Origin of the sequence: Variovorax sp. Varisp85, assembly GCF_047304045.1 — a bacterium.
GTDB lineage: Bacteria > Pseudomonadota > Gammaproteobacteria > Burkholderiales > Burkholderiaceae_C > Variovorax.
Genome location: NZ_JBGLYN010000018.1, coordinates 38,405 through 64,643 on the forward strand (window position 1 = coordinate 38,405; position 26,239 = coordinate 64,643).

Genomic DNA, 26,239 nt, shown 5'->3' on the forward strand with positions numbered 1-26,239 from the left:
GGGACGATTGCGCAGCGTCATTCGCCGGCCTCATCGAAATCGCTCCTGAGCACCTTCGACACGACGGCACCTGAAAAGCCCCGCGCCATCAGGAACCGCATCTGCTTCGCCCGCTCCTTCGCATCGGCGGGCGGGGCGTCGAAGCGGCGCCGCCACAGGGCGGTGGCGCGCTCGACTTCGGTGTCTTGCAACCCGGCCACCGCCTCGGCAATGGCCTCGGGCGCGATGCCTTTGGCCTGCAGTTCCTGCTTGACGCGCAGCGCACCCGAGCGGGCGGCGCGCTGGTTGAGCACCGAGGCCACCACGCGCGGCTCGCTGATGAAGTCCTTTGCGGCCAGCTCGTCGAGCGCCTTCGCCAGCGTGCCGGGCTCTTCTTCATGCCTGGCCAGCTTGCGCTCCAGTTCCGCGCGCGAATGTTCGCGCTGGCTCAGCAGGCGCAGTGCGCGGCCTTTGAGGGACGGGGCGTTGAATGCCATGCGGGGGTCGCTCGCGCGGCCCCCGGGGAGCCGCGCCTGTACTTACTCGCCCTTGTCGGCCTTGTCCGCCTTCGCGGCCTTCTGCGGCTTCTCGGGCGTGGCGCCGGCATCGGCGGCCAGCAGCGGGATGCCCAGCGATTCGCGCACCTTGTTCTCGATCTCGCGCGACAGCTCGGGGTTCTCGCGCAGGAACTCGCGGGCGTTGTCTCGGCCCTGGCCGATCTTCTCGCCGTTGTAGGCGTACCAGGCGCCCGACTTGTCGACGATCTTGGCCGTGACGCCCATGTCGATGATCTCGCCCTCGCGGCTGATGCCCTCGCCGAACAGGATGTCGAACTCGGCCGTCTTGAACGGCGGCGACACCTTGTTCTTCACCACCTTCACCTTGGTTTCGTTGCCGATGGCCTCGTCGCCCTTCTTGATGGTGCCGATGCGGCGGATGTCCAGGCGCACCGAGGCGTAGAACTTCAGCGCATTGCCGCCGGTGGTGGTTTCGGGCGAACCGAACATCACGCCGATCTTCATGCGGATCTGGTTGATGAAGATGACCATGCAGTTGGTCTTCTTGATGGTGGCGGTGAGCTTGCGCAGCGCCTGGCTCATCAGGCGGGCCTGCAGGCCGGGCAGCGAGTCGCCCATCTCGCCTTCGATTTCGGCCTTGGGCGTGAGCGCGGCGACGGAGTCGACCACGATCAGGTCAACAGCGCCCGAGCGCACCAGGGAGTCGACGATTTCGAGCGCCTGCTCGCCGGTGTCGGGCTGGCTGATGAGCAGGTCGGACAGGTTCACGCCGAGCTTCTGGGCGTATTGCACGTCGAGCGCGTGCTCGGCATCGACGAAGGCGCAGGTGCCGGCCTGCTTCTGCATGGCGGCGATGACCTGCAGCGTGAGCGTGGTCTTGCCCGACGATTCAGGGCCGTAGATCTCGATGACGCGGCCGCGCGGCAGGCCGCCGACGCCCAGCGCGATGTCCAGGCCCAGCGAACCGGTGGAGACCACCTGGATGTCTTCGAGCGCCTCGCCTTCGCCGAGCCGCATGATCGTGCCCTTGCCGAACTGCTTTTCGATCTGGGCCAGTGCGGCCTGGAGGGCCTTGGCCTTTTCACTGTTGGCGACCGAGATGCTTGCGCCCTTGACGACTGCGTCCATGTGGAAACTCCTTGAATATCAACGGTTTGTGTTGGGTTTCAATCCATCTGCTTTTAATTACAGGCTGGATGCTTGAACAGTAGTGTAGGGGTTCATTGACTCGAGTAAACCCATTTTTTGGTCAGTTTGCTTTACCATTTGGCGCCATGTCCGAAGCCGCGTTCCCGACCGATCCCGACGCCTGGCGCCAGACCCACCTGGGCCGCCTGCTGGGCCACGCGATGCGCCGCTTCGACGAGCGCGTGCTGGAGCTGATGGCACATGACGTCGGCGTGCCGCTGGCACTGTCGAACCTCGCGGCGCGCGCGCAGGTGAGTGCGGCACACATCCACATCACGCGCCATCTGGCACGCGAAGGCTCGCGCCTGACCGAACTGGCAGAGCGCGCCGGCATGACCAAGCAGGCCATGGGCGCGCTGGTCGACCAGTGCGAAGCCTGGGGGCTGGTGACGCGCGGGCCCGACCCGCTGGACGCGCGGGCGCGGCGCGTGCTGTTCACGGCCGACGGCCTGGCCTGGCTCGACGCCTTCCGCAGTGCGGTGACGCAGGCCGAAGGCGAGTTCCGCGCCAGCGTGGGAAACGACATTGCCACCGTGGTAACCATCGGACTCGAAGCCTATACGGCGGGCTAGACTCCTAGGCGGAGACCAACGCGCGCCAAGGGGCGCCGACACAGCCGGAGGTGGCGCATATGCGGATTCTGATTGCCGAAGACGACCAGGTGCTGGCCGATGCCCTGCTGCGCAGCCTGCGCACCTCGGGCGCGGCGGTCGACCACGTGGCGAACGGCTCGCAGGCCGACACCGCCCTCATGACGCACGACGAATTCGACCTGCTGATCCTTGATCTCGGGCTGCCCAACCTGCACGGCATCGAGATCCTCAAGCGCCTGCGCGCGCGCGGCTCGCAGCTGCCGGTGCTGGTGCTCACGGCGGCCGACAGCGTGGAGGAACGCGTCAAGGGCCTGGACCACGGCGCCGACGACTACATGGCCAAGCCCTTCAGCCTGCAGGAACTCGAGGCGCGCGTACGCGCCCTCACCCGGCGCGGCATGGGCACCACCAGCAACACGATCCGCCACGGCCCGCTGGTCTACGACCAGGCCGGCCGCGTGGCGACCATCGACGGCAAGATGATCGAGCTGTCGGCACGCGAACTCGGCCTGCTCGAAGTGCTGCTGCAGCGCGCCGGCCGGCTGGTGAGCAAGGACCAGCTGGTCGACCGCCTGTGCGAATGGGGCGAGGAGGTGAGCCTCAACGCCATCGAGGTCTACATCCACCGCCTGCGCAAGAAGATCGAGAAGGGTCCCGTGCGCATCGCGACGGTGCGCGGGCTGGGCTACTGCCTCGAGAAGATCCAGCCCTGATGCTCCTTGCCAAGCGCGAAGCCTTGGGGCAAGCCCGGTGAAGCTTTTCCAGCGCGCGCAGCGCTCCCTGTTCGGCGAGATCCTCGACTGGATGCTCACGCCGCTTCTGCTGCTGGTGCCCGTGAGCATCGGCGTCACGTGGCTGGTGGCGCAGGGCATTGCCAACGCGCCCTTCGACCGCGCGCTCGAGCACAACGTGAAGGCCCTGGCCGAGCTGGTGACGGTGAAGGACGGGCACACGCAGTTCGCGCTGTCGCAGTCGGCGCGCGAGATCCTGCGGGCCGACGACACAGGCCACGTGTACTACCAGCTGTTCGACGGGCACGACACGCTGCTGAGCGGCGAGCGCGACATTCCGCTGCCCGGGCTCGACGAGCCGCTGCCGCCCGGCCAGGTGTTCCTGCACAACAGCGACGTGCACGGCAAGCCGGTGCGCGTGGCCTCCCTGTGGATCGCCAGCGGCGCCGAGGACGTGCCGCCCTCGCTGCTGCAGCTGGCCGAGACGCGCGAGAAGCAGTCGGTGCTCGCGGCCGAGATCATCAAGGGCGTGCTGCTGCCGCAGTTCGCGATCCTGCCGCTGGCGGTGTTGCTGATCTGGCTGGCGCTGGTGCGCGGCATCAAGCCGCTGTCGGTGGTGGAGGCGCGCATCCGCGAGCGGCGCCCGGGCGACCTGAGCCCGCTCGACGAATCGTCGGTGCCGCAGGAAGTGGTGCCGCTGGTGTCCTCGGTCAACGAGCTGCTGGACAAGCTCAACGATTCGATCGGCACGCAGAAGCGATTCCTGGCCGACGCGGCGCATCAGTTGAAAACGCCGCTGGCAGGCCTGCGCATGCAGGCCGACCTGGCGCAGCGCGAAGGCGCCAATGCCGACGAACTGAAGCAGTCGCTCAAGCAGATCGGCCGTGCGAGCAAGCGCGCCACGCACACCGTGAACCAGCTGCTGTCGCTGGCTCGCGCCGAGGGCAACAGCGCCAACGCGCACCACCAGCCCTGCGACCTGGCGCGGCTCACCATCGAGGTGGTGCGCGAGGCCGTGCCGCGCGCGATCGAGAAGCGCATCGACCTGGGCTACGACGGCGCCGAGGCCGGGGCGCCGGGCGTGGTGTTCGACGGCAACGCGACGCTGCTGAAGGAGCTGGTGCGCAACCTCGTCGACAACGCGATCAACTACACGCCCTCGACGCCGCAGCGCCCGGGACTGATCACCGTGCGCGTGCTGGCCGACCCCTTCGGCCACGTGCTGCTGCTGCAGGTGGAAGACAACGGCCCAGGCATCGCCGAGAGCGACCGCGAGCTGGTGTTCGAGCCCTTCTACCGCGTGCTCGGCAACGAGGCCGACGGCTCGGGGCTGGGGCTGCCGATCGTGCTGGAGATCGCGAACCAGCATCGCGCGCAGGTGAAGCTGGAGGATGCGCATCCCGGCAAGCAGCCGCCGGGCGCGCTGTTCACGGTGCGCTTCGAGAGCGAGACGCCCTCCTGACCCGCTGGATCAGGGCGTCGGCGCGCCGGTTCTGGCTTCCTTGCGGATCTGCAGCCATTCAGGATGGATCTGCCGCGCCACGCGCTGCGGCTCGCGTTCGCTGAGCGCGGCGGGCGCCAGGCCGAAGCCGGCGAGATCGCCGCGCGCCCACAGGAAATAGCCGGCGTTGGCAATCAGCAGAACGACGAGCAAAAGGCGCAGCTTCATGCGGATCAGAACCCCATGCCGCGAGGGCGCACGCTGACTTCGTCGCTGGAGACCAGTTGCAGGCCGGCGTCGGTGCGCACCTGCAGCTCGCCGCCCCAGGCCACGCCTTCGCACAGCCCGGCGGTGCCGTCGCTGAGCGCCACTTCGCGGCCGCGCAGCACGTCGCGTGCGGCAAAGCGCTCAGCGAACGGCGCGAAGCCCCTGGCCTCGAAGTCGAGCACGCTGCGCACCAGCGGCTCGGCCAGTTCGTGCAGCACCTCGGGCGCGGTGGCCTCGGGACGCCACTGGCGCAGCCAGGCCGGCGGCGTGCGCATGCCATCGGCTTCGCGCGCGCCGATGTTGATGCCGATGCCGATCACGAGGTAGCGCGACGCATCCGGCCGGCCGGTGGACGGCAGCGCGGTCTCGATGAGGATGCCGGCCAGCTTGCAGTCGCCGACCCACACGTCGTTGGGCCACTTGAGGCCGGTCTTGTGAACGCCCGAGGGGTCGAGGCTTTCGGCCACGGCAACGCCGACGGCCAGCGACAGGCCCGACCAGTCGGCCGGCGCGAGCGGCAGGCCGAGAGAGAAGGTCAGCGACGCGGGCTCTTCGTTCTGCTGCGCGCTCTGCCAGGGCCGCCCAAGGCGGCCGCGCCCCGCAGTCTGGCGCTCGGCCACGAGCAGCACGGGCTCGACACGGCCGCCGCGCGCGCGGCGCATCAGCTCGGTGTTGGTGGAATCGATTTCGGCCACGGCCTCGACGGCGAAGCCGGGCAGCAGCGGCGCAACCGCCGCGGCGATCCGGTCTTCGAACCAGTCGGCCGTTGTGCTGCTGCTCATGGTCAATCCTTGTCGGATTTGTCCTTCTTCGCGGATTTTTTCTCCGATTTCTTGCCGGCTTTTTTCTCGGCCTTCTTTTCAGCCTTCTTCGCTTCTTTTTTCTCGGCCTTTTTCTTTTCGGCCTTCCTGGCTTTCTTCTTCTTTTTCTTCTCGTCGTCCTTGGGCGTCAACAGCGTGCCGCGGCACTGCTCCGAGCCGCACCAGCAGGGAAATTCGGACAGGAGTTTCGGCGTGTACGGCTCGTCGATGATCAGGCCGTAGTCGTAATTGAGTTCTTCGCCCGCAGAGATGTTTCGCAGCGCCTTGATATAAACGCGCCCATCGACTTCGTCTGCTTCGCAATTCGGTTCGCACGAGTGATTGATCCAGCGCGCATCGTTGCCCTTGACGTTGCCGTCGATCACACGCCCGTCGTCGATGTGGAAGTAGAAGGTGTGGTTCGGCTGGGCCGGGTCGTGCGGATGGCGGCGCAGCGCCTCCTTCCAGCTGATGACCTCGCCCTTGTATTCGATCAGCGTCTCGCCTTCGGCCAGGTCCTGCACGGCGAAGACACCGTTGCCGTGGACATCCGAGCGCCGCATCTGGATGCGGCGGCCGCTGGGCCGCCCCGAGGCAAGCCGCGCCTCCCCCTCGGGGGGATGGGGGGCTTCCGTTTCGCGGCCGGCGGAAAGTGGGGATTTGGAAGGCATCGCCGAAGTCTGTTAGTTTGAATATGCACACATGCGCGTGTGCGCGTGTGCACACGCGGGAAGCCGCAGAGTATAGAGAGCCCTTAGATGACAAAGACTTTGGTAATCGCAGAAAAACCGTCGGTGGCACAGGACATCGTCCGCGCCCTCACGCCGGTGGCAGGGAAATTCGACAAGCACGACGAGCATTTCGAGAACGAAAGCTACGTCGTGACCAGCGCCGTGGGCCACCTGGTCGAGATCCAGGCGCCCGAGGAGTTCGACGTCAAGCGGGGCAAGTGGAGCTTTGCCAATCTCCCCGTGATCCCGCCGCACTTCGACCTGAAGCCGGTCGACAAGACCAAGACGCGCCTGAACGCCGTGGTCAAGCAGGCCAAGCGCAAGGACGTGACGCAGCTCATCAACGCCTGCGACGCGGGCCGCGAGGGCGAGCTGATCTTCCGCCTGATCGAGCAGTACGCCGGCGGCAAGTCGGGCCTGCACAAGCCGGTGAAACGGCTGTGGCTGCAGTCGATGACGCCGCAGGCGATCCGCGACGGCTTCGACGCGCTGCGCACCGAGAAGCAGATGCAGGGCCTGGCCGACGCCGCGCGTTCGCGCTCCGAGGCCGACTGGCTCGTGGGCATCAACGGCACGCGCGCCATGACGGCGTTCAATTCGCGCGACGGCGGCTTCTTCCTCACGACCGTGGGCCGCGTGCAGACGCCCACGCTTTCCGTCGTGGTGGAGCGCGAGGAGCAGATCCGCAAGTTCGTCTCGCGCGAGTACTGGGAAATCCACGGCAGCTTCGCGGCCGAGGCCGGCGAGTACCCGGGCAAGTGGTTCAACCCCGACTGGAAGAAGGCCAACGCGCCGCTGCTGGCCAACGGCGAACCCGATCCCGAGCAGCGCGCCGACCGCGTGTGGAACGAGCACGACGCCCGCGCCATCGCCGACGCCTCGCGCGGCAAGCCCGCCACGGTGACGGAAGAGAGCAAGCCCACCACGCAAGCCTCGCCGATGCTGTTCGACCTGACCTCGCTGCAGCGCGAGGCCAACGGCCGCTTCGGCTTCTCGGCCAAGACCACGCTGGCGCTGGCGCAGAGCCTGTACGAGCGCCACAAGGCGCTGACCTATCCGCGTACCGATTCGCGCGCGCTGCCGGAAGACTATCTGCCCGTCGTCAAGCAGACCATGGGCATGCTCGCCAACAGCGGCATGAAGCACCTGGCGCCGTTCGCCCAGCAGGCGGTCGACGGCAACTACGTGAAGCCCAACAAGCGCATCTTCGACAACGCCAAGGTGTCGGATCACTTTGCGATCATCCCGACGCTGCAGGCGCCCAGCGGCCTGAGCGATGCCGAGCAGAAGCTCTACGACTTCGTGGTGCGCCGTTTCATGTCGGTGTTCTTCCCGAGCGCCGAGTACCAGGTGACCACGCGCATCAGCACGGTGGAGCAGGGCGGCAGGAAGTACCCCTTCCGCACCGACGGCAAGGTGCTGGTGAAGCCGGGCTGGCTGGCCATCTACGGCAAGGAAGCCCAGGACGACGAGAAGGAAGACGACAAGGACGGCAAGCGCCTCGTGCCGGTGAAGCCGGGCGAGATCGTGAAGGCCGAGTCGGTCGACACCAAGGGCCTGAAGACGCGCCCGCCGGCGCGCTACTCCGAAGCCACGCTGCTCGGCGCGATGGAAGGCGCGGGCAAGACCATCGACGACGACGAACTGCGCGAGGCCATGCAGGAGAAGGGCCTGGGCACGCCAGCCACGCGCGCGGCCACCATCGAAGGCCTGATCACCGAGAAGTACATGCTGCGCGAAGGCCGCGAGCTGATCCCCACGGCCAAGGCCTTCCAGCTCATGACGCTGCTGCGCGGCCTGGGTGTGGAAGAACTCTCCAAGGCCGAGCTGACCGGCGAGTGGGAGTACAAGCTCGCGCAGATGGAAAAGGGCGCGCTGAGCCGCGATGCCTTCATGCGCGAGATCGCCGAGATGACGGAGCACATCGTCAAGAAGGCGAAAGAGTACGACCGCGACACCGTGCCGGGCGACTATGCGACCCTGCAGACGCCGTGCCCCAACTGCGGCGGCGTGGTGAAGGAAAACTACCGCCGCTACGGCTGCGTCGGCAAGAGCGGCACGGGCGAGGATGCCTGCGGCTTCTCCTTCGGCAAGTCGCCGGCCGGGCGCACCTTCGAGGTGGCCGAGGCCGAGGCGCTGCTGCACGACAAGCACATCGGCCCGCTGGAAGGCTTCCGCTCCAAGGCCGGCTGGCCCTTCACCTCCGAGATCATTCTCAAGTTCGACGAGGAGGCGAAGAACTGGAAGCTGGAGTTCGACTTCGGCGACGACAAGAACGGCGACACCGGCGAGATCGTCGACTTCAGCGAGCAGGACACCGTGGGCCCGTGCCCGGTGTGCGGCGCGCCGGTGTTCGAGCACGGCAGCAACTACGTCTGCGAGAAGTCGGTGCCGACGAACGCGCAGCCGACGCCCAGCTGCACCTTCAAGACCGGCAAGATCATCCTGCAACAGCCGGTGGAGCGCGCGCAGATGGAAAAGCTGCTCGCCACCGGCAAGACCGACCTGCTCGACAAGTTCGTGAGCATGCGCACGCGCCGCGCCTTCAAGGCCTTCCTGACCTGGAATGCCGAAGAGGGCAAGGTGACCTTCGAGTTCGCGCCGCGCGAGGGCGGCAGCAAGTTCCCGCCGCGCAAGACCTTCGGCAAGGCCGCGCCCGCGGCCAAGAAGGCGGCGGCGAAGAAGACGCCCGCCGCGAAGAAGGCCCCGGCAGCGAAGAAGGCAGCCGCGCCGCGCAAGCCCGGCGCGGGCTTGAAGCCCAGCGACTCGCTGGCCGCGGTGATCGGCGCCGAACCGGTGGCGCGCACCGAGGTCATCAAGAAGCTGTGGGACTACATCAAGGCCAACGGCCTGCAGGATGCGGCCAACAAGCGCGCGATCAACGCCGACGCCAAGCTCAAGCCGGTGTTCGGCAAGGACCAGGTGACGATGTTCGAGCTCGCGGGCATCGTCGGCAAGCATCTTTCGGCGCCCTGAGCCATGCGGCGCCGACATCTCGCCGCCGGCCTGGCTGCAGCGATGCTGCTGGGCGCAGCCTGCCTCGCACAAGCCGCGGCCTGGCCTGACAAGCCCGTCAGGCTGATCGTGCCCTTCCCGCCGGGACAGGCCACCGATATCTTCGCCCGCGCGCTCGCCGAACAGCTCGGCAAACGGCTGGGCCAGCCGGTGATCGTCGACAACAAGGCCGGTGCCGGCAGCAACATCGGCACCGAGTTCGTGGTGCGCTCACAGCCCGACGGCTACACGCTGGTGGTGGCCGGCAGCGCGATGGCGGTGAACCAGACGCTCTATGCCAAGCCGGGCTTCGACCCGCGCAAGGACCTGGTCGGCATCTCGCTGATCGCCAAGGTGCCGCTGGTGTTCCTCGCCACGCCCGAGAGCGGCATCCGAACGCTGGCCGACCTCACGACGCGCGCCAAGGCCGAGCCGGGGCGGCTGAGCTACGCGAGCGCCGGCATCGGCGGCACGCAGCATCTCTCGGGCGAGATGTACAAGTCGGCGGCGCACGTGTTCATCACGCACATTCCGTACCGCGGCAGCGGACCCGCGCAGTCGGACTTCCTGGGCAACCAGATTCCGCTGATGGTCGACTCGGTGACGGCCGCGCTGCCGCACATCAAGTCGGGCAGGGCGGTGGCGCTGGCCGTGACCTCGGCCACACGCTCCTCGCAATTGCCCGACGTGCCCACCGTGCGCGAAAGCGGCGTGGCGGGCACGAAGAACTTCGAGGCCGTGGGCTGGCTCGGCCTGATGGCGCCGCGCGGCACGCCACCCGACATCGTCGAGCGGCTCAACCGCGAAGTCACGGACATCCTGAAGAGCGAGCAGATGGCGCGTTTCATCCGCGAGCGCGGTTCCGAGCCCGCGCCCACGACGCCGGCCGAGTTCGACCGCTTCGTGGCGAGCGAGATCGGCGTCTGGGGCGCGGCGGTGAAGGCCTCTGGCGCGAAGCCGGAGTAGCAACCAAGGGCCGGGGCTGTTACAAGGCCAGCCGGGGCTGCGGCCTATAGTGGTCTGCAGTTCCACCCTCTCCTGGAGTTTTCCGTGAAGTCATTCATTGCAGCTGTGTTCGCCCTTGCGATGGGGGCCGTCCTGGTGGGCTGCGCCGGAACGGGCTCGGCCGGATCGTCGGGCTCCGCCGGTGCGTCGCCGGGCAGTGGTGTCACGGTGTTCGGCACCATCGATGCCGGCGTCAGCGGCAGCACGAACCGCTCCGACCGGCGCTAGGCCCGGCCGGCGGCCATCCTCCCGATCGCGTCAGCGCCGCAGCAGCGCCTGTCGCAACACTCGCGCCGCGCGGTCGCGGATCTTGGCGGGGCCGGACCCCGGCGACGTCTTGGGCGCGACCCTGGCAGTCGCGCAGGCCCACAAGAAGTCATGCAGGATCGGCGTGTCGTCGACCGTCTCGGTGCTGCCGTACTTGTGGAACTCGGGATGCCATTGGGTCGCGGCGATGTAGCTGCGGCCCTTGTCGGACCGGCGGCGGATGGCCTCGGGCACGCGGTCGGGCAGGCTCCAGGCCTCGATCTCGAAGCCCGGTGCGAGCCCCTTGATGCCCTGGTGGTGGATGCTGTTGACGCGCGCCTTCTGCACCTGCGGAAAGAGCTTGGAAAGCCGCGTGCCCTGCACCAGCTCGATCTCGTGGAAGTTCTGGTCGTAGGTGACCGGGTCGCGGTGGCGCAGGCCGCCAGCGTGCTGGGCCTCGATGTCCTGGTAGAGCGTGCCGCCGAAGGCCACGTTGATGAGCTGCAGCCCGCGGCACACGCCGAAGATCGGCTTGCCGGCCTGCTCGAAGGCCTCGACCAGCGCGAGGTCGTAGAGGTCGCGGATCTGGTCGCCGATCCACGCATCCTTGAGCGGCACTTCGCCGTAGCTGCCGGGCCAGACGTCGGCGCCGCCGTGCATCACGACACCGTCGAGCCACTCTGCGTAGTGTGAAAGCTTGGTGTCGCCGCGCGCGGTTTCGCCGGTGGGGCAGGGCACCATCACCACCATCGCGCCGGCGGACATGAGCCAATGCGCGATCGATTGCTCGACGTACTGCAGCGTCTTGTTGGTGAAGAGCGAGCGGGCCGGGTCGGCATGCGAGAAGCAGGCGGACAGGCCGATCTTGAGTCGGGCGGAAACAGGTTGTGTCATCGCGGGACTGTCGTCAGTGGGAACCGGACGATGGATGCGAAAAGGAAAGTCCATTTTGGCTCGTTGGCCTCTCGCACGGGGTCGGACGACACGCCAAGTATGCTTTCAACGCCGCCCCAACGAAGAAGGAAGACAAGCCGATGAAAACCATCAAGGGCCCCGCCATTTTTCTGGCCCAGTTCGCGGGGGACACCGCCCCGTTCGATACGCTCGACGGCATCGCCGGCTGGGCCGCCGGGCTGGGCTACAGGGGCGTGCAGATCCCGAGCTGGGACGCGCGCCTGTTCGACCTCCGGCGCGCCGCCGAGAGCAAGACCTACTGCGACGAGGTGAAGGGTACGCTGGCGAAGCATGGCCTGGAGATCACCGAACTCTCGACGCACCTCCAGGGCCAGCTGGTGGCGGTGCATCCGGCCTACGACGCGGGCTTCGACGGCTTCGCGGCGCCCGAAGTGCGCGGCGACCCGGTGCGGCGGCAGCAGTGGGCGGTCGAGCAGCTGCACTTCGCGGCCAAGGCCTCGGCCAACCTGGGCCTCACGGCGCACGCGACCTTCTCGGGCGCGCTGGCCTGGCCGTACCTGTATTCGTGGCCGCCACGCCCGCCGGGCCTCGTCGAGCAAGCCTTCGACGAACTCGCGCGCCGCTGGCGGCCGATCCTCGACGCCTTCGACGCCGTGGGCGTGGACGTGGGCTACGAGATCCACCCCGGCGAAGACCTGCACGACGGCGTGAGCTACGAGATGTTTTTGGAGCGCGTGAACAACCACCCGCGCGCCTGCCTGCTGTACGACCCGAGCCACTTCATGCTGCAGCAGCTCGATTACCTGGCCTACATCGACCACTACCACGAGCGCATCAAGATCTTCCACGTGAAGGACGCCGAGTTCAACCCGACCGGCAAACAGGGCGTGTACGGCGGCTTCCAGAGCTGGATCAACCGGGCCGGGCGCTTCCGCTCGCTGGGTGATGGGCAGGTGAACTTCAAGGCCATCTTCTCGAAGCTGGCGCAGTACGACTTTCCGGGCTGGGCGGTGCTGGAGTGGGAGTGCTGCATCAAGCACCCGGAAGACGGCGCGCGCGAGGGCGCAACGTTCATCGCCGACCACATCATCCAGGTGGCGGACCGGGCCTTCGACGACTTCGCGGCGGGCGGGGTGGACGTGGCGGCCAACAGGCGGACGCTCGGAATCGCCTGACCTGACCGTCAGAGCAACGCGACCAGCCGACGGATCGCGCCATCGATCTGCTGCTCGGCGATCAGCCCGTAGCCGAAGGCGAGGCCGTTGGACACGCCGGGCGCGTGCGGATCGAGCGCGAAACGCGAGAGCGGCGGCAGCGTGATGCCGGCCGCGGCGGCGCGCTCCACCACCGCATCGGCGCGCGTACCGCCGTGCAGCCGGGCCGACAGGTGCAGGCCGGCGTCCGAAGGAATCACTTCGAGCCGGCCCGCACCGTGGCGTGCCAGGGCCTCGAGCAATGCGGTGCGCCGCGCGCCGTAGAGCCTGCGCATCTTGCGGATGTGGCGCGCCAGGTGCCCTTCGGCGATGAAGGCGGCCAGCGCCTCCTGGCCCAGCACCGGGCCGTGCCAGTCGGCCAGTTCGCGCGCGCGCACCAGCGCCGCGCGGGCCCAGGGCGGCGCCACCACGAAGCCCAGCCGCAGCGCGGGGAACAGGCTCTTGGAAAAGGTGCCGATGTAGAAGACCGACTCGGCGCGGTCGAGCGTCTGCAGCGCATCGAGCGGGCGGCCGGCGAAGCGAAATTCGCCGTCGTAGTCGTCCTCGATGACGACCGCGTTGCGCGCCCGCGCGAAGGCCAACAGGGCGGCACGGCGCGGTGGCGACATCGCCACGCCGGTGGGGAATTGGTGCGAGGGGGTCACGCAGACCACGCGGGCCTCGGGCGGAATGCGGTCCACGCACATGCCTTCGTCATCGGTCGGCACGGTCACCACTTTCGCGCCAGCGGCCAGCATGGCTTCGCGCAGCGAGGGGTAGAACAGCTGCTCGACCGCGACCACCGTGCGCCCCGGCACGACGAGGATGCGCGCGAGCAGCCCGAAGGCCTGCTGCGCGCCGGCCGTGACCACGATGTCACCGGCGGTGCAGCCGACGGCGCGGGTGAACGACACGTGCTTCGCGATGGCCTCGCGCAGCGCGCCCTGGCCCTGCGGGTCGGCGTAGTCGGCGGTCTGGCGTGCGACGCGGCGCAGCGCGCGGTCGCTCAGGCGGCGCCAGATGTCGAAGGGAAAGACGCTCACGTCGGGCAGGCCGACGCGGAAGTCGTCGCGCGCTGGCGATGGCTGCAGCGTGGGTACGAGGTCGGCGCCCGGAAGAGTGAGTGGCACCAGGCGAGGGTCGCGCCGGGCTGGCGAGGCCTTGGTGGCGCGGCCGCGCCGGGAGGCCGGCAGCGTGTCGGCCACGTAGGTGCCGGCGCCGGGGCGCGCCAGCAGGTAGCCCTCGCTCAGCAGCAGGTCGTAGGCCGCGAGCATGGTGTTGCGCGACACGCCCAGGCGCTGCGCCAGCGCGCGCGTGGCGGGCAGGCGCGCGCCGGGCTGCAGCCGGCCGTCGAGGATGGCGCCGCGCAGCTGGCGGTGCACCTCACGCAGCAGTTCGCGCGAGCCGGCGCCCGGCAGGTGGATGGCGAGTTCGAAAAGTGGCTCCATAAACTTCGTTAATTGTGGTTCTTTTGAAGGGCCAATTGCAAACGTACTCTGGAAGCCTCGAACACAGCTTCAACGGAGTCCCTCATGAACGGCACCGATCTCCCGACCTCGCAACCGCCTGAACGCCTGCCCCTGAGCCTGGGTTGGCTCGCACTGGGGGCCTTCGCCATCGGCACCGAAAGCTTCATGGTCGCGGGACTGCTGCCGGTGCTGGCGGCCGACCTGCAGGTCAGTGCCGCACGGGCCGGGCAGTTGGTGCTGCTGTTCGCGCTGAGCTATGCGATCGGCTCGCCGGTGATGGCGGCGCTGCTGGCGCGCTTCGGTCGCCGGCCGCTGCTGATTGCCAGCCTCGCGGCCTTCTCGGCGCTGACGCTGGCGGCATCGATGGCGCACGGCTTTGCGCAGCTGGCATTCGCGAGGGTCGCGCTGGGGCTGGTGGCCGGCGTGTTCCTGCCGACCGCGAGCGCGGTGGCGGCCGCCATGGTGTCGCCCGCGCTGCGCGGCCGAGCGCTGGCCATCGTGACCGGCGGCGGCACAGTGGCAGTGGCGCTGGGCGTGCCGCTGGGTGCGTGGATCTCCGGCTGGGGCGGCTGGCGCACGGCCTACCTGCTGATCGCGGCTGCGGCGGCGCTTGCCACCTTGGGCCTCGCCCTCGGGCTGCCGCGCACGCTGGCGCAGGCCCCGGCGGCTGCAAAGCGCGCGCCGGCCTTTGCCGTGGCCCGCGAGCCGGGCGTGCTGCCGGCGTTGCTGATCAGCATGCTGTGGGCCACGGGCGGCTTCAGCTTCTACACCTACATTGCACTGTTCCTCTCGGAGACGCTGGGCTTCGGCGCCGAAGGCGCTAGCGCGGTGTTCTTCGCCATCGGCGTGGCGGCAGCCATCGGCACCGCGGCCGGCGGCTGGGCCACCGACCGCTTCGGCGCCGATCGCATGGCGCAGGGCTTCGCGCTGATGCTGGTGCTGATCCTTGGTGGGCTCTCGTTCTCGGCGCAGATGCTGCCGCGCGGTTTGGCACTGCCGCTGATCGTGGGGCTGTCGGCGCTGTGGGGCTTCGCGGGCTGGGGGTTCGGCCCGGCGCAGGCGGTGCGGCTGATCCGGCTGGCGCCGGAGCGCGCGCCGATGACGCTGTCGCTCAACGCATCGGCGATCTACCTCGGCATTGCGACCGGTTCGGCACTGGGCGGCATGGCGATCGAACTGGCCGGCGTCGGCGCGGTGGGCTGGGTGGGGGCGGCCTGCCAGTTCACAGGGCTGATGCTGCTGTTGCGCGCGCCGCGCGCGGCCCGCAGCGCCTCGTCAAACTATGTTTTTGATAGCAAATAGTGCTTGAACAACGGCCCTTCGGGGCCTTTTTCATGAGATCGTTGTTTTAAAGACAAGCAACTGTCATGCCCTGCAAGCTATAATGTCGGGTTCGTTTCGATACCACGACGAAGAATTTCGTCAATACCGCCGGCTGACCTGCACTGTCCCTTGGATTCTTCAGGCCTCTCACTCCCAAGCCGGCTTTTACAGTGTGTTGGAGCGCCAGACCGGGCGCCCATGATTGCCACCACTGCCTTCGTTCCTGTTGAAGCGAATAGCGCGTCCGCCGCGCCATTCCGGCCGGCCCACGCCCGTTTTCAATTATTTTTCAGGCACTTCGCGCTTTGCATCTGCGCGCTGTGCCAAGGCTTCATGGACATCATTCAACACAGTATCGCGGTGGGCAAGTACCTTGTTTCCCCGCTCATCCGACATCAGGACGACGGCAAGTACGCCGCTTCGGTCTCGATCCGCTCCGGCCGCGGCAGCGGCATGCACGACCGCGTGATGCGCTTCACGCCGCGCTTTGCCAGCCACGCCGCCGCCGTCGGCTACGCCATCGACCAGGGCCTCGGCTGGGTGCGCGAACGCGCCCCCCAGGTTTCGAAGACGGCCCCTCTCGCGCTTCCGTGCGCGGGCTGAAACAATTACGCCCAATTCCATCTCCAACAAACATCGAACGAGTCAGAGGTAACCACATATGCCCAAGGAAGAACTGATCGAAATGAACGGCGCAGTGACCGAAGTCCTGCCCGACTCGCGCTACCGCGTCACGCTGGACAACGGCCATCAGCTGATCGCCTACAGCGGCGGCAAGATGCGCAAGCACCACATCCGCATCCTGGCGGGTGACAAGGTGTCGCTCGAACTCTCGCCCTACGACCTGACCAAGGGCCGTATCACCTTCCGTCACCTGGAACGCCGCGGCCCGCCGCCGACCACCGGCGGCAACAACTCCCCCCGCCGCTGATCCGCAACCGACGAAAGGCCTTGCGGTGCCCGCGAAGGGCGCCGGCAAGGCTTTTGTTTTTTGCACTTCCCGGCTGCTGAACGATGACCACACCCAACCCCACAGCCGGCGGCACCCCAGCCGACAACGGCTTTGCCTCACTGGCGCTCTCGCCCCAGATGCTGGCCAACCTCACCCAGCTCGGTTACACGCAGATGACGGCCATCCAGGCCGCCGCGCTGCCGCCGGCGCTGCTCGGCAAGGACCTGATCGCGCAGGCCAAGACCGGCAGCGGCAAGACCGCCGCCTTTGCGCTGGCGCTGCTTTCCAACCTGAACCCGCGCCGCTTCGCCATCCAGGCGATGGTGCTGTGCCCGACGCGCGAGCTGGCCGACCAGGTCACGACCGAAATCCGTCGCCTGGCGCGTGCCGAAGAAAACATCAAGGTCGTCACGCTCTGCGGCGGCGTTGCGCTGCGTGGGCAGATCGCCAGCCTGGAGCACGGCGCGCACATCGTCGTCGGCACGCCCGGCCGCATCATGGACCACCTCGAGCGCGAGAACCTCAACCTCGAGGCGCTCAACACGCTGGTGCTCGACGAGGCCGACCGCATGCTGGACATGGGCTTCTTCGACGACATCGTGACGGTGGCGCGCCAGTGCCCTTCGGCCCGCCAGACGCTGCTGTTCTCGGCCACGTACCCCGAAGGCATCGCCAAGCTCGCGCAGCAGTTCATGAAGAGCCCCGAGCAGATCACGGTGCAGGCGCAGCATGAAGGCAGCAAGATCCGCCAGCGCTGGTACCAGGTGAAGGACAGCGAGCGGCTGCACACCGTGAGCCTGCTGCTCGACCATTTCCGCCCCGTCAGCACGCTGGCCTTCTGCAACACCAAGCAGCAGTGCCGCGACCTCGTCGAGGTGCTGCAGGCCCAGGGCTTCAGCGCGTTGGCGCTGTTCGGCGAGCTGGAGCAGCGCGAGCGCGACCAGGTGCTGGTGCAGTTCGCCAACCGCAGCTGCTCGGTGCTGGTTGCCACCGACGTGGCGGCGCGCGGTCTCGACATTTCGCACCTCGAAGCCGTGATCAACGTCGACGTGACGCCCGATTCCGAAATCCACATTCACCGCGTCGGCCGCACCGGCCGCGTGGGCCAGCAGGGCGGCTCGGAAGGCCTGGCGCTGAACCTGGCCAGCATGAACGAGATGGGCTTCGTCGGAAAGATCGAGCAGCTGCAGGGCCGCGAATCCGAATGGCATGAACTGGCCGAGCTCACGCCGGGCAAGGGCGAGCCGCTGAAGCCGCCGATGGCCACGCTGCAGATCGTGGGCGGGCGCAAGGAAAAGATCCGCGCCGGCGACGTGCTGGGCGCATTGACCGGCGACTGCGGCTATGCCAAGGACCAGGTCGGCAAGATCAACGTCAACGAGTTCTCGACGTACGTGGCGGTGGACCGCGCCATCGCCGAGGAAGCGGCGCGCAAGCTCTCGAGCGGCCGCGTCAAGGGCAAGTCGGTGAAGGTGCGGCTTATCTAGGACTCGCCCCCCGGCTTCGCGCACTTCGTGTCGCTTCGCCACTCCCCTACCGGGGGCGGGCCGGCCGCTTCGGGCGGCCGTGCGCGGCGGCCCTCACGAAGATGCAGCGCCCTTCGGAACCGATTGCGGCGTGGTCAAGGCAGCGATCTCCGCATGCGGCGAGGTCGGTGCCAGCGGCGCATCGAGCGCCGGGGCCGCGCCTGCAGGCGCCTCCTGCCGCGCCAGCTTCGCGGCCAGCCGGAACGCCACGATCACCGCCAGCAGGCCGAAGATCGACGAGCCCACGGCCTGCCCGATCAGCACGCCTGCCGCACCGTAGCGCGAGCCCCACCACGCGAACGGAATCGTGCCCAGCGTGGCGCGCCCCCAGTTGAATGCGGTCGACAGCAGCGGATGCCCGAGGTTGTTGAAGGAGGCGTTCGCCACGAACAGCCCGCCCGCGAAGAAGAAGCTCGCGGCCGTCCAGCTGCAGAAGAGCGAGATCAGCTCGGCCGCCTGCCCGTCGGCCGAGAACGCGCGGATCAGCACGCCCTGCCCAAGCGCCAGCACCAGCCACGCCACGGCCACCGACGCCATCATGAACAACAGGCTGTCGCGCAGCCCTTCCTGCACGCGGCGGAACTGCCCCGCGCCCAGGTTCTGCGCGAGGATCGGCCCGACCGCGCCGCTGAGCGCATAGACCAATCCGAAGGCCACCGGTGTCAGCCGGTCGATGGTGGCCGCGCCCGCCACCGCCGAGGGCCCGAACTGCGCGACCGAATGCGTGACGAAGGCCGCGCCCACCGGCGTGGCGAGGTTGGTCAGCACCGCCGGCGCGGCCACCTTGCCGAGCGCGCGCGCATCGCCGCCCAGTCGCGACGGCTCGAAGCGCCCGAGCATGCGGTGCCTCACCGTCACGCCGTGCAGCCCGATGGCCGCGAGCACGATGCGCGAGACTACCGCGCTGATGGCGGCACCGTCGAGTTCCAGGCCGAAGCCGAAGATCAGGATCGGGTCGAGCACCGCCGTCACGAAGGCGCCGCCGAGCGTCACCGTCATCGAGCGGCGCGCATCGCCGATGGAACGCAGCAGCGCCGAAGTCGCCATGCCGATGCCCAGCAGCGGCAGCGTGTGCACCGTCACCGAGAGGTAGCGATGCGCGAGCCGCGCCGTCTCGCCCTGGGCGCCCAGGGCCTGCAGCGCGGGATGCAGGAAGAACGCCGTGCCGGTGCCCGCTACCGCCGACACCGCCGTCATCAGCACCAGGCTCGATGTGGCGATGCGGCGCGCGTCCTCGCCACGGCCGGCCCCCACGGTGCGCGACACCACTGCCGCGATGCCGATGGTCAGCCCGATGCACAGCGACGCATGGAAGAAGCCCATCACGCCCGCGAAACCGACCGCCGCGGCAATCTCCTTCTCCCCAAGCAGCGAGATATAGAACAGGTTGATGAGGTCGACCGCGAACACCGCGATCAGCCCGATGGCCCCCGTGCCCGCCATCACGCAGACATGGCGCATCAACGACCCCGAAACGAAGCGCGCGCGCTCGACACCACCCGCCGTTGCGGTTATTGGCATATGAAATTCCCGATGTGGCCTAATTGCAGGTTCGAACATCACTTTTACCCGAGCTTTTCATGCCCAAGACATTCCGTACCGAAGCCGAACGCGTTGCCACCCCCAAGCCGACGCCGATGCCCGGCTACACCGTGCCTCGCTCCGGTGGCGGCCAGAAGGTCAGCCTCGAACGCGGCACCGCAACGCGCAGCAAGAAGAACCCTGGCAAGCGCGCCAAGAAGGGCGGCTGATCCGGCCCCCGCTGGCTCCCCGGAGCCACGACGAACGCGCCCACGGGCGCGTTTTGTCGTTGGGGCAGCTATAAGGCAGCGATGTCCGACGACAACCAGATCCTCATCCCGCCCTCGTTCTTCGCGGTCTACACCGACGCGCGCCAGCGCCTGAGCGAACCGATCGGCCTGGTGCGCGAGCGCTACGAGATGTGCGAAGACCTCGCCAGCCACCTTGTGGGCCACGCGCAGATCCAGCACCACACCGAGGTGCCGGTCGAAAGCGAGATCCTGCGGCGCATCCACGCCGGGCTCGCCGCGCCCGAATCGGGCGTGTCGGCGGCCGAGGCCACGTGGATCGTGCAGCGCCTGGCCGAGCTGCTGGGCTGGGAAAGCCCCGAGCGGGCCGACGACTGACGCCACGCGCGCCGTCGCACGGTGGCTCCGGGCACTCAATGCCCTGAAAAGCGTTCCTCAAGGAAATCCACGAAGACACGCGTCTTCGCCGGCAGGTGGCGCGAGGGGTAGACGGCATAGACCGGCGTCCTGTCCGCCTCCCAGTCTTCGAGCACGGCCTGCAGGCGGCCGCAGGCCAGCTCGGCCTCGACGTAGATGCGCGGGATCAGGCTCAGGCCGAAGCCCGCGAGCAGCGCGTCACGCACGGCGATGCTGGAGCTGACCTTGTAGCGCCCGTCGATGGCCACGGCCACGCTGCGGCCGGCGCGGTTGAAGGTCCACTTGTTCGCGTGGCCCGAGAGCGTGAACTGCACGCACTCGTGGGCCTTCAGGTCTTCGGGCTGTGCGGGGCGGCCGAAGGCGGCGAAGTAGCCGGGCGCGCCGCACAGCACATGGTCCATGGTCATGAGCCGGCGCGCGACGAGGCTCGAATCCTCCAGCCGGTCGCTGCCGCGGATGGCCAGGTCGTAGCCCTCGCCGATGATGTCCGAGCGGCTGTCCTGCAGGTTCAGCTCGAGCCGCAGGTTCGGGTAGCGCTTCATGAATTCGGGAATGGCCGGCGACAGCGAGGTGAGCGCAAAAGTCAGCGGCGCGCTCACGCGCAGCACACCGCCGGGGCTGCTGCCCATGGGCGCAAGGGCGGCATCGGCCTCGGTGAGTTCGTCGAGGATGCGTGATAAGCGCTCGAAGTACGCAGCGCCCGCTTCTGTCAGGCTCATCTGCCGCGTGGTGCGGTTGATGAGCCGCACCTTCAAATGCGCCTCCAGCTCCGCGATGTTCTTGCTGACGGCCGCCGCCGACAGCCCCATTTGCCGCGCGGCGCCGGCGAAGCTGCCCGTGGCGGCGGTGGTGCGGAAGACCTTGAGAGCCGTGAGATGGTCCATGCTGAATTGACGACTAACGGTAAAGAATCAATTCATTATTCGAGCATTCACAACCCATGGTCAATTCACTAGATTCGACCCATGACAAGCCGCACCACCGACCTCCTGCTCACCGCGACCGCGCCCGCGATCTGGGGCAGCACCTACATCGTCACGACCGAGCTGCTGCCGCCGAACTACCCGCTGACGGTCGCCCTGCTGCGCGCGCTGCCCGCCGGCCTGCTGTTGCTGCTGATCGTGCGCAAGCTGCCCGAGCGCGCGTGGTGGGGGCGCATCCTCATCCTCGGCGCACTGAATTTCTCGATCCTCTGGGCGATGCTGTTCCTGGCGGCATACCGGCTGCCGGGCGGCGTCGCGGCCACCATCACTTCGGTGCAGCCGCTGCTCGTGGTGTTCCTGGCCAGCGTCTTCCTGGGCTCACCGATGCGCGCGCTGTCGGTCGCGGCGGCGGTGGTCGGCATCGGTGGGGTCGCACTGCTGGTGCTCACGCCGAATGCGGCGCTCGATGCCATCGGCATTGCCGCGGCCATTGCCGCCGCGGTGTCGATGGCCTTCGGCACGGTGCTGAGCCGGCGCTGGCAGCCACCGGTGTCGGCGCTCACCTTCACCGCGTGGCAGCTCACCGCTGGCGGCCTGCTGCTGTTGCCGGTGGCGCTGCTGCTGGAGCCGCCTCTGCCTGCGCTGACGGCGCAGAACTGGATCGGCTTCGGCTGGCTCGGCCTCGTGGGCGCCGCGCTGACCTACATCGTGTGGTTCCGCGGCGTGGCGCGGCTGGAGCCCTCGGCGATCGCGCCGCTGGCTTTCCTGAGCCCCGTGACGGCGGTGATCCTGGGCTGGGCGCTGCTGGAGCAGGCGTTGTCGGCGTGGCAGGTGACGGGGATCGGCATCGTCATTGCGAGCATCTGGCTCAGCCAGCGCGGGGCTCAGCCTGTGGTGCGGGCCGTGCCGGCCGCGCGTCAGGCCGGCTGAGCCGAGGGCGAAGTCGCGCGCTTCAGCAGGCTCAGGTAGCCGGGCTGCACTTCCATGCGCGCGATGGCGCCCTGCCGCTGCAGCAGGCGATGCGCCTTCGGCAAGGCCCAGCAAGGCAGGTTGGTGAACATGTGGTGCTCGCAGTGGTAGTTGACCCAGTAGGGCGCCACCAGGATGCGTTCGAGCCAGCCGGCGTGCGTGGTGCAGGCCTGACGCAGCGGATCGGCCTCGTTCTGCGCGACCAGCGCATGCTCGGCGATGTTGCGCACGCGGCTCACGAGCGGCAGCCACGTCGCCATGGGCAGCAGCCACATCAGCAGCCATGCCCACCAGCAGCCGGCGAGCGCGAAGGCCAGAAATCCGAGGCTGTTGGCAATGAGAAAACGCCTGTCTTTCGCAAGCTCCCGGCCAAACACCTCGAGCACCGACTCGCCCGGCCCGCGCTTGCGGATGCCTTCGGCAACATGCCCGAAGCGCTGCTTGTAGAAAGTCTGCCCGCTCAGGTCGCGCACCACCTTGCGCCACATCGACGCGCGCGTGATCGGGAAGGGCGCCGACAGCACGAGGTCCGGATCTTCGGTCTGCTGCACGAAGCGGTGGTGCTGCAGGTGATACGGACGGTAGTCGCGCAGCGTCGACGAGCACAGCCAATGGCCCACCCAGTCGTTGACCTTGCGATTGCGGTGCAGCCCCGCGTGCGCCGCGTCATGCATGAGGATGAACAGCCCCAGCTGCCGCGCGCCCACTACCGGCACCACGAGCGGAAGGGTCCATGGCCACACGATGCCCACGAGCATGGCTGCGCCGATCACGGCCCAGCAATGCAGCACCAGCCACAGGCCCTTCCACGACGAACGCGCAGTGAGCGACTGCCATTCTTCGGCGGTGAAGAACTCTTCGGGTTGGGCGCGGGGGGCGGCGGCCATGCGGGTCAGTATGCGCCGCCGGCCCGGGCAAGGCACGCGGAATTCCCCGCAGTGCGGCGGCGAGTGGAGGCGAGGCCCTTCGGCCTATTTGTCGATGATCTTGCGCGCGAAGACTTCGAGGTAGTCCATCAGCCGCTCGGCGCCCGCGATGGCGGCAGCTTCGTCGCCGGTCGCGATGCCCTGCGCCAGCTCGAGGTGCGCGTTGGCGCCCTCGACGATCTCCCCTTCGTGCTGGTAGGCATACCAGAAGCGCCGGCACTGCACGATCGGCGGGATCACCGCCCTCACTGCCGAGTCGTTGTGGCTCGCCTGGTGATTGACGAGGTCGAGTGCATGGTCGGCGCGCATGTAGCCGGTGAGGTCGCCGCGTGCCGCGGCCTCGACCATGGTCCGGGCGCAGCGGACGATGTCGGTGCGCTGCTGCGCGGTGGCCCGGCGCGCCGAGCAGGCGGCGATCAGCCGTTCGAGCACGCGCCGGGTCTGGATCACGTCGAGGTGGTCGGCCAGGTCGATGGCCGACACGAGCAGCCCGCGGCGCGGTTGCTGCACGATGAGTCCGATGGACACCATGCGCATCAGCGCCTCGCGCACCGGCGTGCGGCCGAGCCCCGTGCGCTCGGCGAGTTCGGCCTCGACGACCTGGCTGCCGGGCTGCAGCTGCATGGTCGACAGCAGCGTCTCGATGGCGTCGTAGGCCAGGTCGGCGGCGCGGCGCTTGGGCGGTGGGCGGGAGGCGGTCTTCGAGGCGGGCATGGTCTTGTTCTGCGGATGCGGCGGCGTCATTGTCGGGGGTCGCTGTCGTTCGCCAAGCCTGCGAGTGTCGAGATGCGGGCCGGCGACAGCGGCGGGCGTGGCACGGGCGGCGTCCATCCGAAGAGGAAATGCGCCGCGTCGCCGCAGACGCGGCCCTGGCAGGCACCCATGCCGCAGCGGCGATGCAGCTTGGCGTCGGTCCAGCCGGTGCAACCTGCCAGCGCGGAGAAGGGAACGTCTTCGCAGCGGCACACGAGCGTGTCGGGCTGCGGCATCGTCTTGATATCCGGCGCCAGCGCGAAGCTGCGGTGCAGCTGCGCGGCGAAGGCGTTCCAGCGGGCGCGTTCGCCTTCGTGCGCCTTGGCTGCGTGTTCGTTGCCGACGGCCGCATGGCCTGCGATCGTGCCCTGCGCCAGTGCACGTTCGCTGCCGCCGAAGCCGGTGCACTCGCCGGCTGCATGGACGCCGGGGACGCTGGTGGCTTGCAGGGCATCGACCCACAGGGCCTGTGCCTTCAGCGCGCAGCCGAGCAGCTGCCCGAGCTGCGTGTTGGGTGTGAGGCCGAAGCCGCAGGCGATGCGGTCGCAGGCAATCTCGATTTCGCTGCTGCCTTGGCGAAGTCGCGCTGATTCGACCTGCGTCGCGCCGTGCGCCGAGACGATGCGCGACGAAGTGCGGTACTGCGGATCGGCGAGCGTCACCGCCTGCGCGGCCTTGCCGGGCCAGCGCGCGAGGCTGGCGCCGAAGCGCGCGACCGAGGCGAACGACGCCTGCTCCGCGACGCGCAGCACCTTCGCGCCGGCTGCGCGCGCAGTGGCTGCAGCGGCAAGCAGCAGCGGCCCGCTGCCCGCGATGACGATGCGTTCGCCCTCGACCGGCATGCCGGCCTTGACAAGCGCCTGCAGCCCGCCCGCGCCGGTCACGCCGGGCAGCGTCCATCCGGGGAAGGGCAGCAGAAGTTCGCGTGCACCGGTGCAGAGAATGAGCTTCTTCCACCGCATGCGCGTGGCGCCTTCGGCGTCTTCGAGCAGCAGTTCATGCGGCGAGGGCACGGCGACGACGCGCGTGCCGCTGCGCACGCGGATGTTGGCATGGCGCTCGAGCGCATCGCGCCATTTGCGCGCCGCAGGCGGCAATGCCGCGCCGGGGCCATCGCGCCAGATCTGCCCACCGGGCACGGGGTTGTCGTCGATCACGACGATCGATGCACCGCTGGGCGCCGCCGCCACCGCCGCGGCCATGCCGGCCGGGCCTGCACCGACGACGAGCACCTCGCATTCTTCCTGTGCCATGCCGGTCGTCATTCCGTCGTCTCCACGCGCATGCCTTCGATGCAGACCGTCTGGCAGGCGAGCCTGCGCCGGCCATCGACCAGCACACGGCATTCCTGGCACACGCCCATGCCGCAGAACGGCGCGCGCGGCTGGCCCGTGACCGAAATGCGCGCCACGCCCATGCCGCTGGCCACGCGCAGCGCGGCGGCGACCGAGCTGCCCGCCTTCACGCGCACCAGACGGCCGTCGATGTTCAACAGGGTGTGGCTGCTCATGCGAACTCCCGGAGGCTGCGCGGCGCGTAGGGCGCCGCATCGAAGTCGGGGGTCGCGCCGGTCATCAAGGCAGCCAGCAGATGCGCGCTGCCCGGCGCAGTGGTCACACCGAGCCCTTCATGTCCGACAGCGAGCCAGAGCTTCTCGCGCCACGGGTGCTTGCCCAGCAGCGGAAGCCCGTCGGGCGAGGCCGCGCGCATGCCGGTCCACGAGCGCACCGCGTTGAGGTTCGCAAGCCCCGGCAGGTAGTCCAGCGTGCGCTGGAGCATGCGCGCGAGCATCGGCGCCTCGACCGCCGGGTCCGTCGTGTCGAACTGGCGCGACGAGCCGACCAGCAGCTGCCCCGTGGGCCGTGGCTGCACGTTGAAGGCGACCGAGTCGCCTTCGCTGTGGTGCGCGCTGGTCACGTAGCCGAGCTCGACCAGTTGGTGATGCACCGTGCCCGGATAGCGGTCAGTGATCAGCAGATGGCCCTTCTTCGGGCGGATCGGCAGTTCGGGGCACAGCGTCGTCGCCTGGATGCCGTTGGCCAGCACGACCTGCGGCGCTGTGCGGCGGCTGCCGTCGGCGAGGCGCAACGTGCCGTCGTCTTCGATGGCCTCGACCTTCGCATGCTCGACGCGGATCGATTCCGCGTTCTGGGTGAGCAGCCAGCGTGCGGCGTTCGGCGCATAGAGGATGCCGTCGCCCGGCACTTCGAGAGCGCCCGACAGGCCCTTGCGCAGCGCGGGCTCCGCGCTTGCCAGTTCGCGCGCATCGAGCAGCCGGCTGCCGATGCCATGCGCGCGCAGCCGCTGCTGTTTGCGCTCGGCCTCCGCCATCTCTTCGTCGTTCGCGGCGATCCAGAGCGTGCCGCAGGCGCTGTACGCGCAGTCGTCGCTCATGCGCGGCGCCAGCTCGCGCCACTGCGCGACCGAATGGCGGCTCAGTTCGAGCTCGGCCGCGTTGTCGTCCATCACCACGAGATGGCCCATGCCCGCGCCGGTGGCACCGCCGATGCGCGCATCGAGCACCAGCACCCTGCGCCCCGCCTGTGCGAGCGCCTGTGCGCACGCCGCGCCGACGATGCCGGCGCCGATGACGATGACATCCGCGTCCATG

The 26,239-nt window shown here is 68.6% G+C and carries 28 protein-coding genes; 14 read left to right on the forward strand and 14 right to left on the reverse strand.

Translation table 11 applies throughout. From position 1 onward, the window contains the following. Positions 1–17: 17 nt before the first annotated feature. Both recX and recA read right to left on the reverse strand, forming a co-directional pair. Entirely contained in the window at positions 18–476 is a 459-nt protein-coding gene (gene recX / locus ACCC97_RS09935; RefSeq protein ID WP_007828704.1) for a recombination regulator RecX, read from the reverse strand. A gap of 42 nt (positions 477–518) precedes the next feature. Beyond that, positions 519–1,625, reverse strand: a complete 1,107-nt coding sequence (recA, locus tag ACCC97_RS09940; RefSeq protein WP_007828702.1) for a recombinase RecA — start codon at positions 1,623–1,625, stop codon at positions 519–521. Positions 1,626–1,771: 146 nt separating this feature from the next. Between recA and ACCC97_RS09945 the strand changes: the two genes are divergently transcribed. Genes ACCC97_RS09945 through ACCC97_RS09955 form a run of 3 tightly spaced genes read left to right on the forward strand, consistent with a single transcriptional unit; the run spans position 1,772 to position 4,471 of the window. After that, on the forward strand, positions 1,772–2,257 hold the full coding sequence (locus tag ACCC97_RS09945) for a MarR family winged helix-turn-helix transcriptional regulator (RefSeq protein ID WP_413332554.1): 486 nt from the start codon (positions 1,772–1,774) through the stop codon (positions 2,255–2,257). Positions 2,258–2,316: 59 nt separating this feature from the next. After that, positions 2,317–2,991, forward strand: a complete 675-nt coding sequence (locus ACCC97_RS09950) for a response regulator transcription factor (protein WP_007828698.1) — start codon at positions 2,317–2,319, stop codon at positions 2,989–2,991. A 37-nt stretch (positions 2,992–3,028) separates the two neighbouring features. Beyond that, the gene (locus tag ACCC97_RS09955; RefSeq protein WP_007828696.1) at positions 3,029–4,471 is read left to right on the forward strand and encodes a sensor histidine kinase; all 1,443 of its coding nucleotides are present in this window, start codon (positions 3,029–3,031) and stop codon (positions 4,469–4,471) included. Between the two features lie 9 nt (positions 4,472–4,480). Here ACCC97_RS09955 and ACCC97_RS09960 read toward each other — a convergent pair whose 3' ends face one another. Genes ACCC97_RS09960 through ACCC97_RS09970 form a run of 3 tightly spaced genes read right to left on the reverse strand, consistent with a single transcriptional unit; the run spans position 4,481 to position 6,188 of the window. Beyond that, on the reverse strand, positions 4,481–4,678 hold the full coding sequence (locus ACCC97_RS09960) for a hypothetical protein (protein ID WP_007828694.1): 198 nt from the start codon (positions 4,676–4,678) through the stop codon (positions 4,481–4,483). Between the two features lie 5 nt (positions 4,679–4,683). Further along, entirely contained in the window at positions 4,684–5,499 is an 816-nt protein-coding gene (locus ACCC97_RS09965) for a biotin--[acetyl-CoA-carboxylase] ligase (protein WP_007828692.1), read from the reverse strand. A 2-nt stretch (positions 5,500–5,501) separates the two neighbouring features. Further along, the gene (locus tag ACCC97_RS09970) at positions 5,502–6,188 is read right to left on the reverse strand and encodes an SET domain-containing protein (RefSeq protein WP_413332557.1); all 687 of its coding nucleotides are present in this window, start codon (positions 6,186–6,188) and stop codon (positions 5,502–5,504) included. A gap of 87 nt (positions 6,189–6,275) precedes the next feature. Here ACCC97_RS09970 and ACCC97_RS09975 point away from each other — a divergent pair, with 87 nt between their 5' ends. The 3 genes from ACCC97_RS09975 (at position 6,276) to ACCC97_RS09985 (ending at position 10,475) form a co-directional block, all read left to right on the forward strand. After that, entirely contained in the window at positions 6,276–9,224 is a 2,949-nt protein-coding gene (locus tag ACCC97_RS09975; RefSeq protein WP_007828684.1) for a DNA topoisomerase III, read from the forward strand. 3 nt (positions 9,225–9,227) lie between these two features. Beyond that, positions 9,228–10,208 (forward strand): tripartite tricarboxylate transporter substrate binding protein, encoded by a 981-nt coding sequence (locus tag ACCC97_RS09980; RefSeq protein ID WP_413332559.1) that lies wholly within the window; start codon positions 9,228–9,230, stop codon positions 10,206–10,208. Positions 10,209–10,292: 84 nt separating this feature from the next. Further along, positions 10,293–10,475: a hypothetical protein gene (locus ACCC97_RS09985; protein ID WP_413332561.1), complete on the forward strand. Its 183-nt coding sequence runs from the start codon at positions 10,293–10,295 to the stop codon at positions 10,473–10,475. A 30-nt stretch (positions 10,476–10,505) separates the two neighbouring features. On the opposite strand, the gene ACCC97_RS09990 is transcribed toward ACCC97_RS09985, so the two are convergent. Next, on the reverse strand, positions 10,506–11,387 hold the full coding sequence (locus tag ACCC97_RS09990; protein WP_042672665.1) for a gamma-glutamyl-gamma-aminobutyrate hydrolase family protein: 882 nt from the start codon (positions 11,385–11,387) through the stop codon (positions 10,506–10,508). Positions 11,388–11,527: 140 nt separating this feature from the next. Here ACCC97_RS09990 and ACCC97_RS09995 point away from each other — a divergent pair, with 140 nt between their 5' ends. Further along, a complete protein-coding gene (locus tag ACCC97_RS09995; protein ID WP_413332563.1) occupies positions 11,528–12,583 on the forward strand; it encodes a sugar phosphate isomerase/epimerase family protein in 1,056 nt (351 codons plus the stop codon). Positions 12,584–12,591: 8 nt separating this feature from the next. On the opposite strand, the gene ACCC97_RS10000 is transcribed toward ACCC97_RS09995, so the two are convergent. Beyond that, positions 12,592–14,049 carry a PLP-dependent aminotransferase family protein gene (locus ACCC97_RS10000; protein ID WP_413332565.1) on the reverse strand — a complete coding sequence of 486 codons (1,458 nt, stop codon included), beginning with the start codon at positions 14,047–14,049 and terminating at the stop codon, positions 12,592–12,594. 84 nt (positions 14,050–14,133) lie between these two features. On the opposite strand from ACCC97_RS10000, the gene ACCC97_RS10005 reads away from it, so the two are divergent. The 4 genes from ACCC97_RS10005 (at position 14,134) to dbpA (ending at position 17,832) form a co-directional block, all read left to right on the forward strand. Next, positions 14,134–15,372 carry an MFS transporter gene (locus ACCC97_RS10005; protein ID WP_413332567.1) on the forward strand — a complete coding sequence of 413 codons (1,239 nt, stop codon included), beginning with the start codon at positions 14,134–14,136 and terminating at the stop codon, positions 15,370–15,372. A gap of 354 nt (positions 15,373–15,726) precedes the next feature. Then, entirely contained in the window at positions 15,727–15,996 is a 270-nt protein-coding gene (locus ACCC97_RS10010) for a hypothetical protein (RefSeq protein WP_007828654.1), read from the forward strand. 58 nt (positions 15,997–16,054) lie between these two features. Further along, positions 16,055–16,324: a translation initiation factor IF-1 gene (infA, locus tag ACCC97_RS10015; RefSeq protein ID WP_007828652.1), complete on the forward strand. Its 270-nt coding sequence runs from the start codon at positions 16,055–16,057 to the stop codon at positions 16,322–16,324. Positions 16,325–16,407: 83 nt separating this feature from the next. Continuing rightward, complete coding sequence (gene dbpA / locus ACCC97_RS10020; RefSeq protein ID WP_007828650.1) at positions 16,408–17,832, forward strand: ATP-dependent RNA helicase DbpA; 1,425 nt, start codon at positions 16,408–16,410, stop codon at positions 17,830–17,832. 93 nt (positions 17,833–17,925) lie between these two features. Here the strand turns inward: dbpA and ACCC97_RS10025 are convergent, their stop codons facing one another. Further along, the gene (locus ACCC97_RS10025; RefSeq protein WP_413332570.1) at positions 17,926–19,392 is read right to left on the reverse strand and encodes an MATE family efflux transporter; all 1,467 of its coding nucleotides are present in this window, start codon (positions 19,390–19,392) and stop codon (positions 17,926–17,928) included. A gap of 59 nt (positions 19,393–19,451) precedes the next feature. On the opposite strand from ACCC97_RS10025, the gene ACCC97_RS10030 reads away from it, so the two are divergent. Then, positions 19,452–19,622, forward strand: a complete 171-nt coding sequence (locus ACCC97_RS10030) for a hypothetical protein (protein WP_007828646.1) — start codon at positions 19,452–19,454, stop codon at positions 19,620–19,622. A gap of 81 nt (positions 19,623–19,703) precedes the next feature. Next, on the forward strand, positions 19,704–20,018 hold the full coding sequence (locus tag ACCC97_RS10035) for a hypothetical protein (RefSeq protein WP_007828645.1): 315 nt from the start codon (positions 19,704–19,706) through the stop codon (positions 20,016–20,018). 35 nt (positions 20,019–20,053) lie between these two features. Here ACCC97_RS10035 and ACCC97_RS10040 read toward each other — a convergent pair whose 3' ends face one another. After that, positions 20,054–20,941 carry a LysR substrate-binding domain-containing protein gene (locus ACCC97_RS10040; protein ID WP_413332572.1) on the reverse strand — a complete coding sequence of 296 codons (888 nt, stop codon included), beginning with the start codon at positions 20,939–20,941 and terminating at the stop codon, positions 20,054–20,056. An 81-nt stretch (positions 20,942–21,022) separates the two neighbouring features. Here ACCC97_RS10040 and ACCC97_RS10045 point away from each other — a divergent pair, with 81 nt between their 5' ends. Beyond that, positions 21,023–21,910, forward strand: a complete 888-nt coding sequence (locus ACCC97_RS10045) for an EamA family transporter (protein WP_413332574.1) — start codon at positions 21,023–21,025, stop codon at positions 21,908–21,910. On the opposite strand, the gene ACCC97_RS10050 is transcribed toward ACCC97_RS10045, so the two are convergent. From ACCC97_RS10050 to ACCC97_RS10070, 5 genes are all read right to left on the reverse strand, one after another. Continuing rightward, positions 21,898–22,836: a fatty acid desaturase family protein gene (locus ACCC97_RS10050; protein ID WP_413332576.1), complete on the reverse strand. Its 939-nt coding sequence runs from the start codon at positions 22,834–22,836 to the stop codon at positions 21,898–21,900. The two genes, ACCC97_RS10045 and ACCC97_RS10050, sit on opposite strands and share 13 nt — an antisense overlap. 84 nt (positions 22,837–22,920) lie before the next feature. Next, on the reverse strand, positions 22,921–23,589 hold the full coding sequence (locus ACCC97_RS10055) for a GntR family transcriptional regulator (RefSeq protein ID WP_157632108.1): 669 nt from the start codon (positions 23,587–23,589) through the stop codon (positions 22,921–22,923). A gap of 26 nt (positions 23,590–23,615) precedes the next feature. Beyond that, positions 23,616–24,893, reverse strand: a complete 1,278-nt coding sequence (locus tag ACCC97_RS10060) for an FAD-dependent oxidoreductase (protein WP_413332578.1) — start codon at positions 24,891–24,893, stop codon at positions 23,616–23,618. Continuing rightward, positions 24,890–25,138, reverse strand: a complete 249-nt coding sequence (locus ACCC97_RS10065; protein WP_413332580.1) for a (2Fe-2S)-binding protein — start codon at positions 25,136–25,138, stop codon at positions 24,890–24,892. The genes ACCC97_RS10060 and ACCC97_RS10065 overlap by 4 nt, the downstream gene beginning before the upstream one ends. After that, a complete protein-coding gene (locus ACCC97_RS10070) occupies positions 25,135–26,238 on the reverse strand; it encodes an NAD(P)/FAD-dependent oxidoreductase (protein ID WP_413332581.1) in 1,104 nt (367 codons plus the stop codon). The genes ACCC97_RS10065 and ACCC97_RS10070 overlap by 4 nt, the downstream gene beginning before the upstream one ends. Position 26,239: the final 1 nt, after the last annotated feature.

What these genes read in the sequence shown, in the direction of transcription:
- recX (WP_007828704.1), bottom strand. Translation starts at nt 476, where the DNA reads ATGGCATTCAACGCCCCGTCCCTCAAAGGCCGCGCACTGCGCCTGCTG.
- recA (WP_007828702.1), bottom strand. Translation starts at nt 1,625, where the DNA reads ATGGACGCAGTCGTCAAGGGCGCAAGCATCTCGGTCGCCAACAGTGAA.
- ACCC97_RS09945 (WP_413332554.1), top strand. Translation starts at nt 1,772, where the DNA reads ATGTCCGAAGCCGCGTTCCCGACCGATCCCGACGCCTGGCGCCAGACC.
- ACCC97_RS09950 (WP_007828698.1), top strand. Translation starts at nt 2,317, where the DNA reads ATGCGGATTCTGATTGCCGAAGACGACCAGGTGCTGGCCGATGCCCTG.
- ACCC97_RS09960 (WP_007828694.1), bottom strand. Translation starts at nt 4,678, where the DNA reads ATGAAGCTGCGCCTTTTGCTCGTCGTTCTGCTGATTGCCAACGCCGGC.
- ACCC97_RS09965 (WP_007828692.1), bottom strand. Translation starts at nt 5,499, where the DNA reads ATGAGCAGCAGCACAACGGCCGACTGGTTCGAAGACCGGATCGCCGCG.
- ACCC97_RS09970 (WP_413332557.1), bottom strand. Translation starts at nt 6,188, where the DNA reads ATGCCTTCCAAATCCCCACTTTCCGCCGGCCGCGAAACGGAAGCCCCC.
- ACCC97_RS09975 (WP_007828684.1), top strand. Translation starts at nt 6,276, where the DNA reads ATGACAAAGACTTTGGTAATCGCAGAAAAACCGTCGGTGGCACAGGAC.
- ACCC97_RS09980 (WP_413332559.1), top strand. Translation starts at nt 9,228, where the DNA reads ATGCGGCGCCGACATCTCGCCGCCGGCCTGGCTGCAGCGATGCTGCTG.
- ACCC97_RS09990 (WP_042672665.1), bottom strand. Translation starts at nt 11,387, where the DNA reads ATGACACAACCTGTTTCCGCCCGACTCAAGATCGGCCTGTCCGCCTGC.
- ACCC97_RS09995 (WP_413332563.1), top strand. Translation starts at nt 11,528, where the DNA reads ATGAAAACCATCAAGGGCCCCGCCATTTTTCTGGCCCAGTTCGCGGGG.
- ACCC97_RS10000 (WP_413332565.1), bottom strand. Translation starts at nt 14,049, where the DNA reads ATGGAGCCACTTTTCGAACTCGCCATCCACCTGCCGGGCGCCGGCTCG.
- ACCC97_RS10005 (WP_413332567.1), top strand. Translation starts at nt 14,134, where the DNA reads ATGAACGGCACCGATCTCCCGACCTCGCAACCGCCTGAACGCCTGCCC.
- ACCC97_RS10010 (WP_007828654.1), top strand. Translation starts at nt 15,727, where the DNA reads ATGGACATCATTCAACACAGTATCGCGGTGGGCAAGTACCTTGTTTCC.
- infA (WP_007828652.1), top strand. Translation starts at nt 16,055, where the DNA reads ATGCCCAAGGAAGAACTGATCGAAATGAACGGCGCAGTGACCGAAGTC.
- dbpA (WP_007828650.1), top strand. Translation starts at nt 16,408, where the DNA reads ATGACCACACCCAACCCCACAGCCGGCGGCACCCCAGCCGACAACGGC.
- ACCC97_RS10025 (WP_413332570.1), bottom strand. Translation starts at nt 19,392, where the DNA reads ATGCCAATAACCGCAACGGCGGGTGGTGTCGAGCGCGCGCGCTTCGTT.
- ACCC97_RS10030 (WP_007828646.1), top strand. Translation starts at nt 19,452, where the DNA reads ATGCCCAAGACATTCCGTACCGAAGCCGAACGCGTTGCCACCCCCAAG.
- ACCC97_RS10035 (WP_007828645.1), top strand. Translation starts at nt 19,704, where the DNA reads ATGTCCGACGACAACCAGATCCTCATCCCGCCCTCGTTCTTCGCGGTC.
- ACCC97_RS10040 (WP_413332572.1), bottom strand. Translation starts at nt 20,941, where the DNA reads ATGGACCATCTCACGGCTCTCAAGGTCTTCCGCACCACCGCCGCCACG.
- ACCC97_RS10045 (WP_413332574.1), top strand. Translation starts at nt 21,023, where the DNA reads ATGACAAGCCGCACCACCGACCTCCTGCTCACCGCGACCGCGCCCGCG.
- ACCC97_RS10050 (WP_413332576.1), bottom strand. Translation starts at nt 22,836, where the DNA reads ATGGCCGCCGCCCCCCGCGCCCAACCCGAAGAGTTCTTCACCGCCGAA.
- ACCC97_RS10055 (WP_157632108.1), bottom strand. Translation starts at nt 23,589, where the DNA reads ATGCCCGCCTCGAAGACCGCCTCCCGCCCACCGCCCAAGCGCCGCGCC.
- ACCC97_RS10060 (WP_413332578.1), bottom strand. Translation starts at nt 24,893, where the DNA reads ATGACGACCGGCATGGCACAGGAAGAATGCGAGGTGCTCGTCGTCGGT.
- ACCC97_RS10065 (WP_413332580.1), bottom strand. Translation starts at nt 25,138, where the DNA reads ATGAGCAGCCACACCCTGTTGAACATCGACGGCCGTCTGGTGCGCGTG.
- ACCC97_RS10070 (WP_413332581.1), bottom strand. Translation starts at nt 26,238, where the DNA reads ATGGACGCGGATGTCATCGTCATCGGCGCCGGCATCGTCGGCGCGGCG.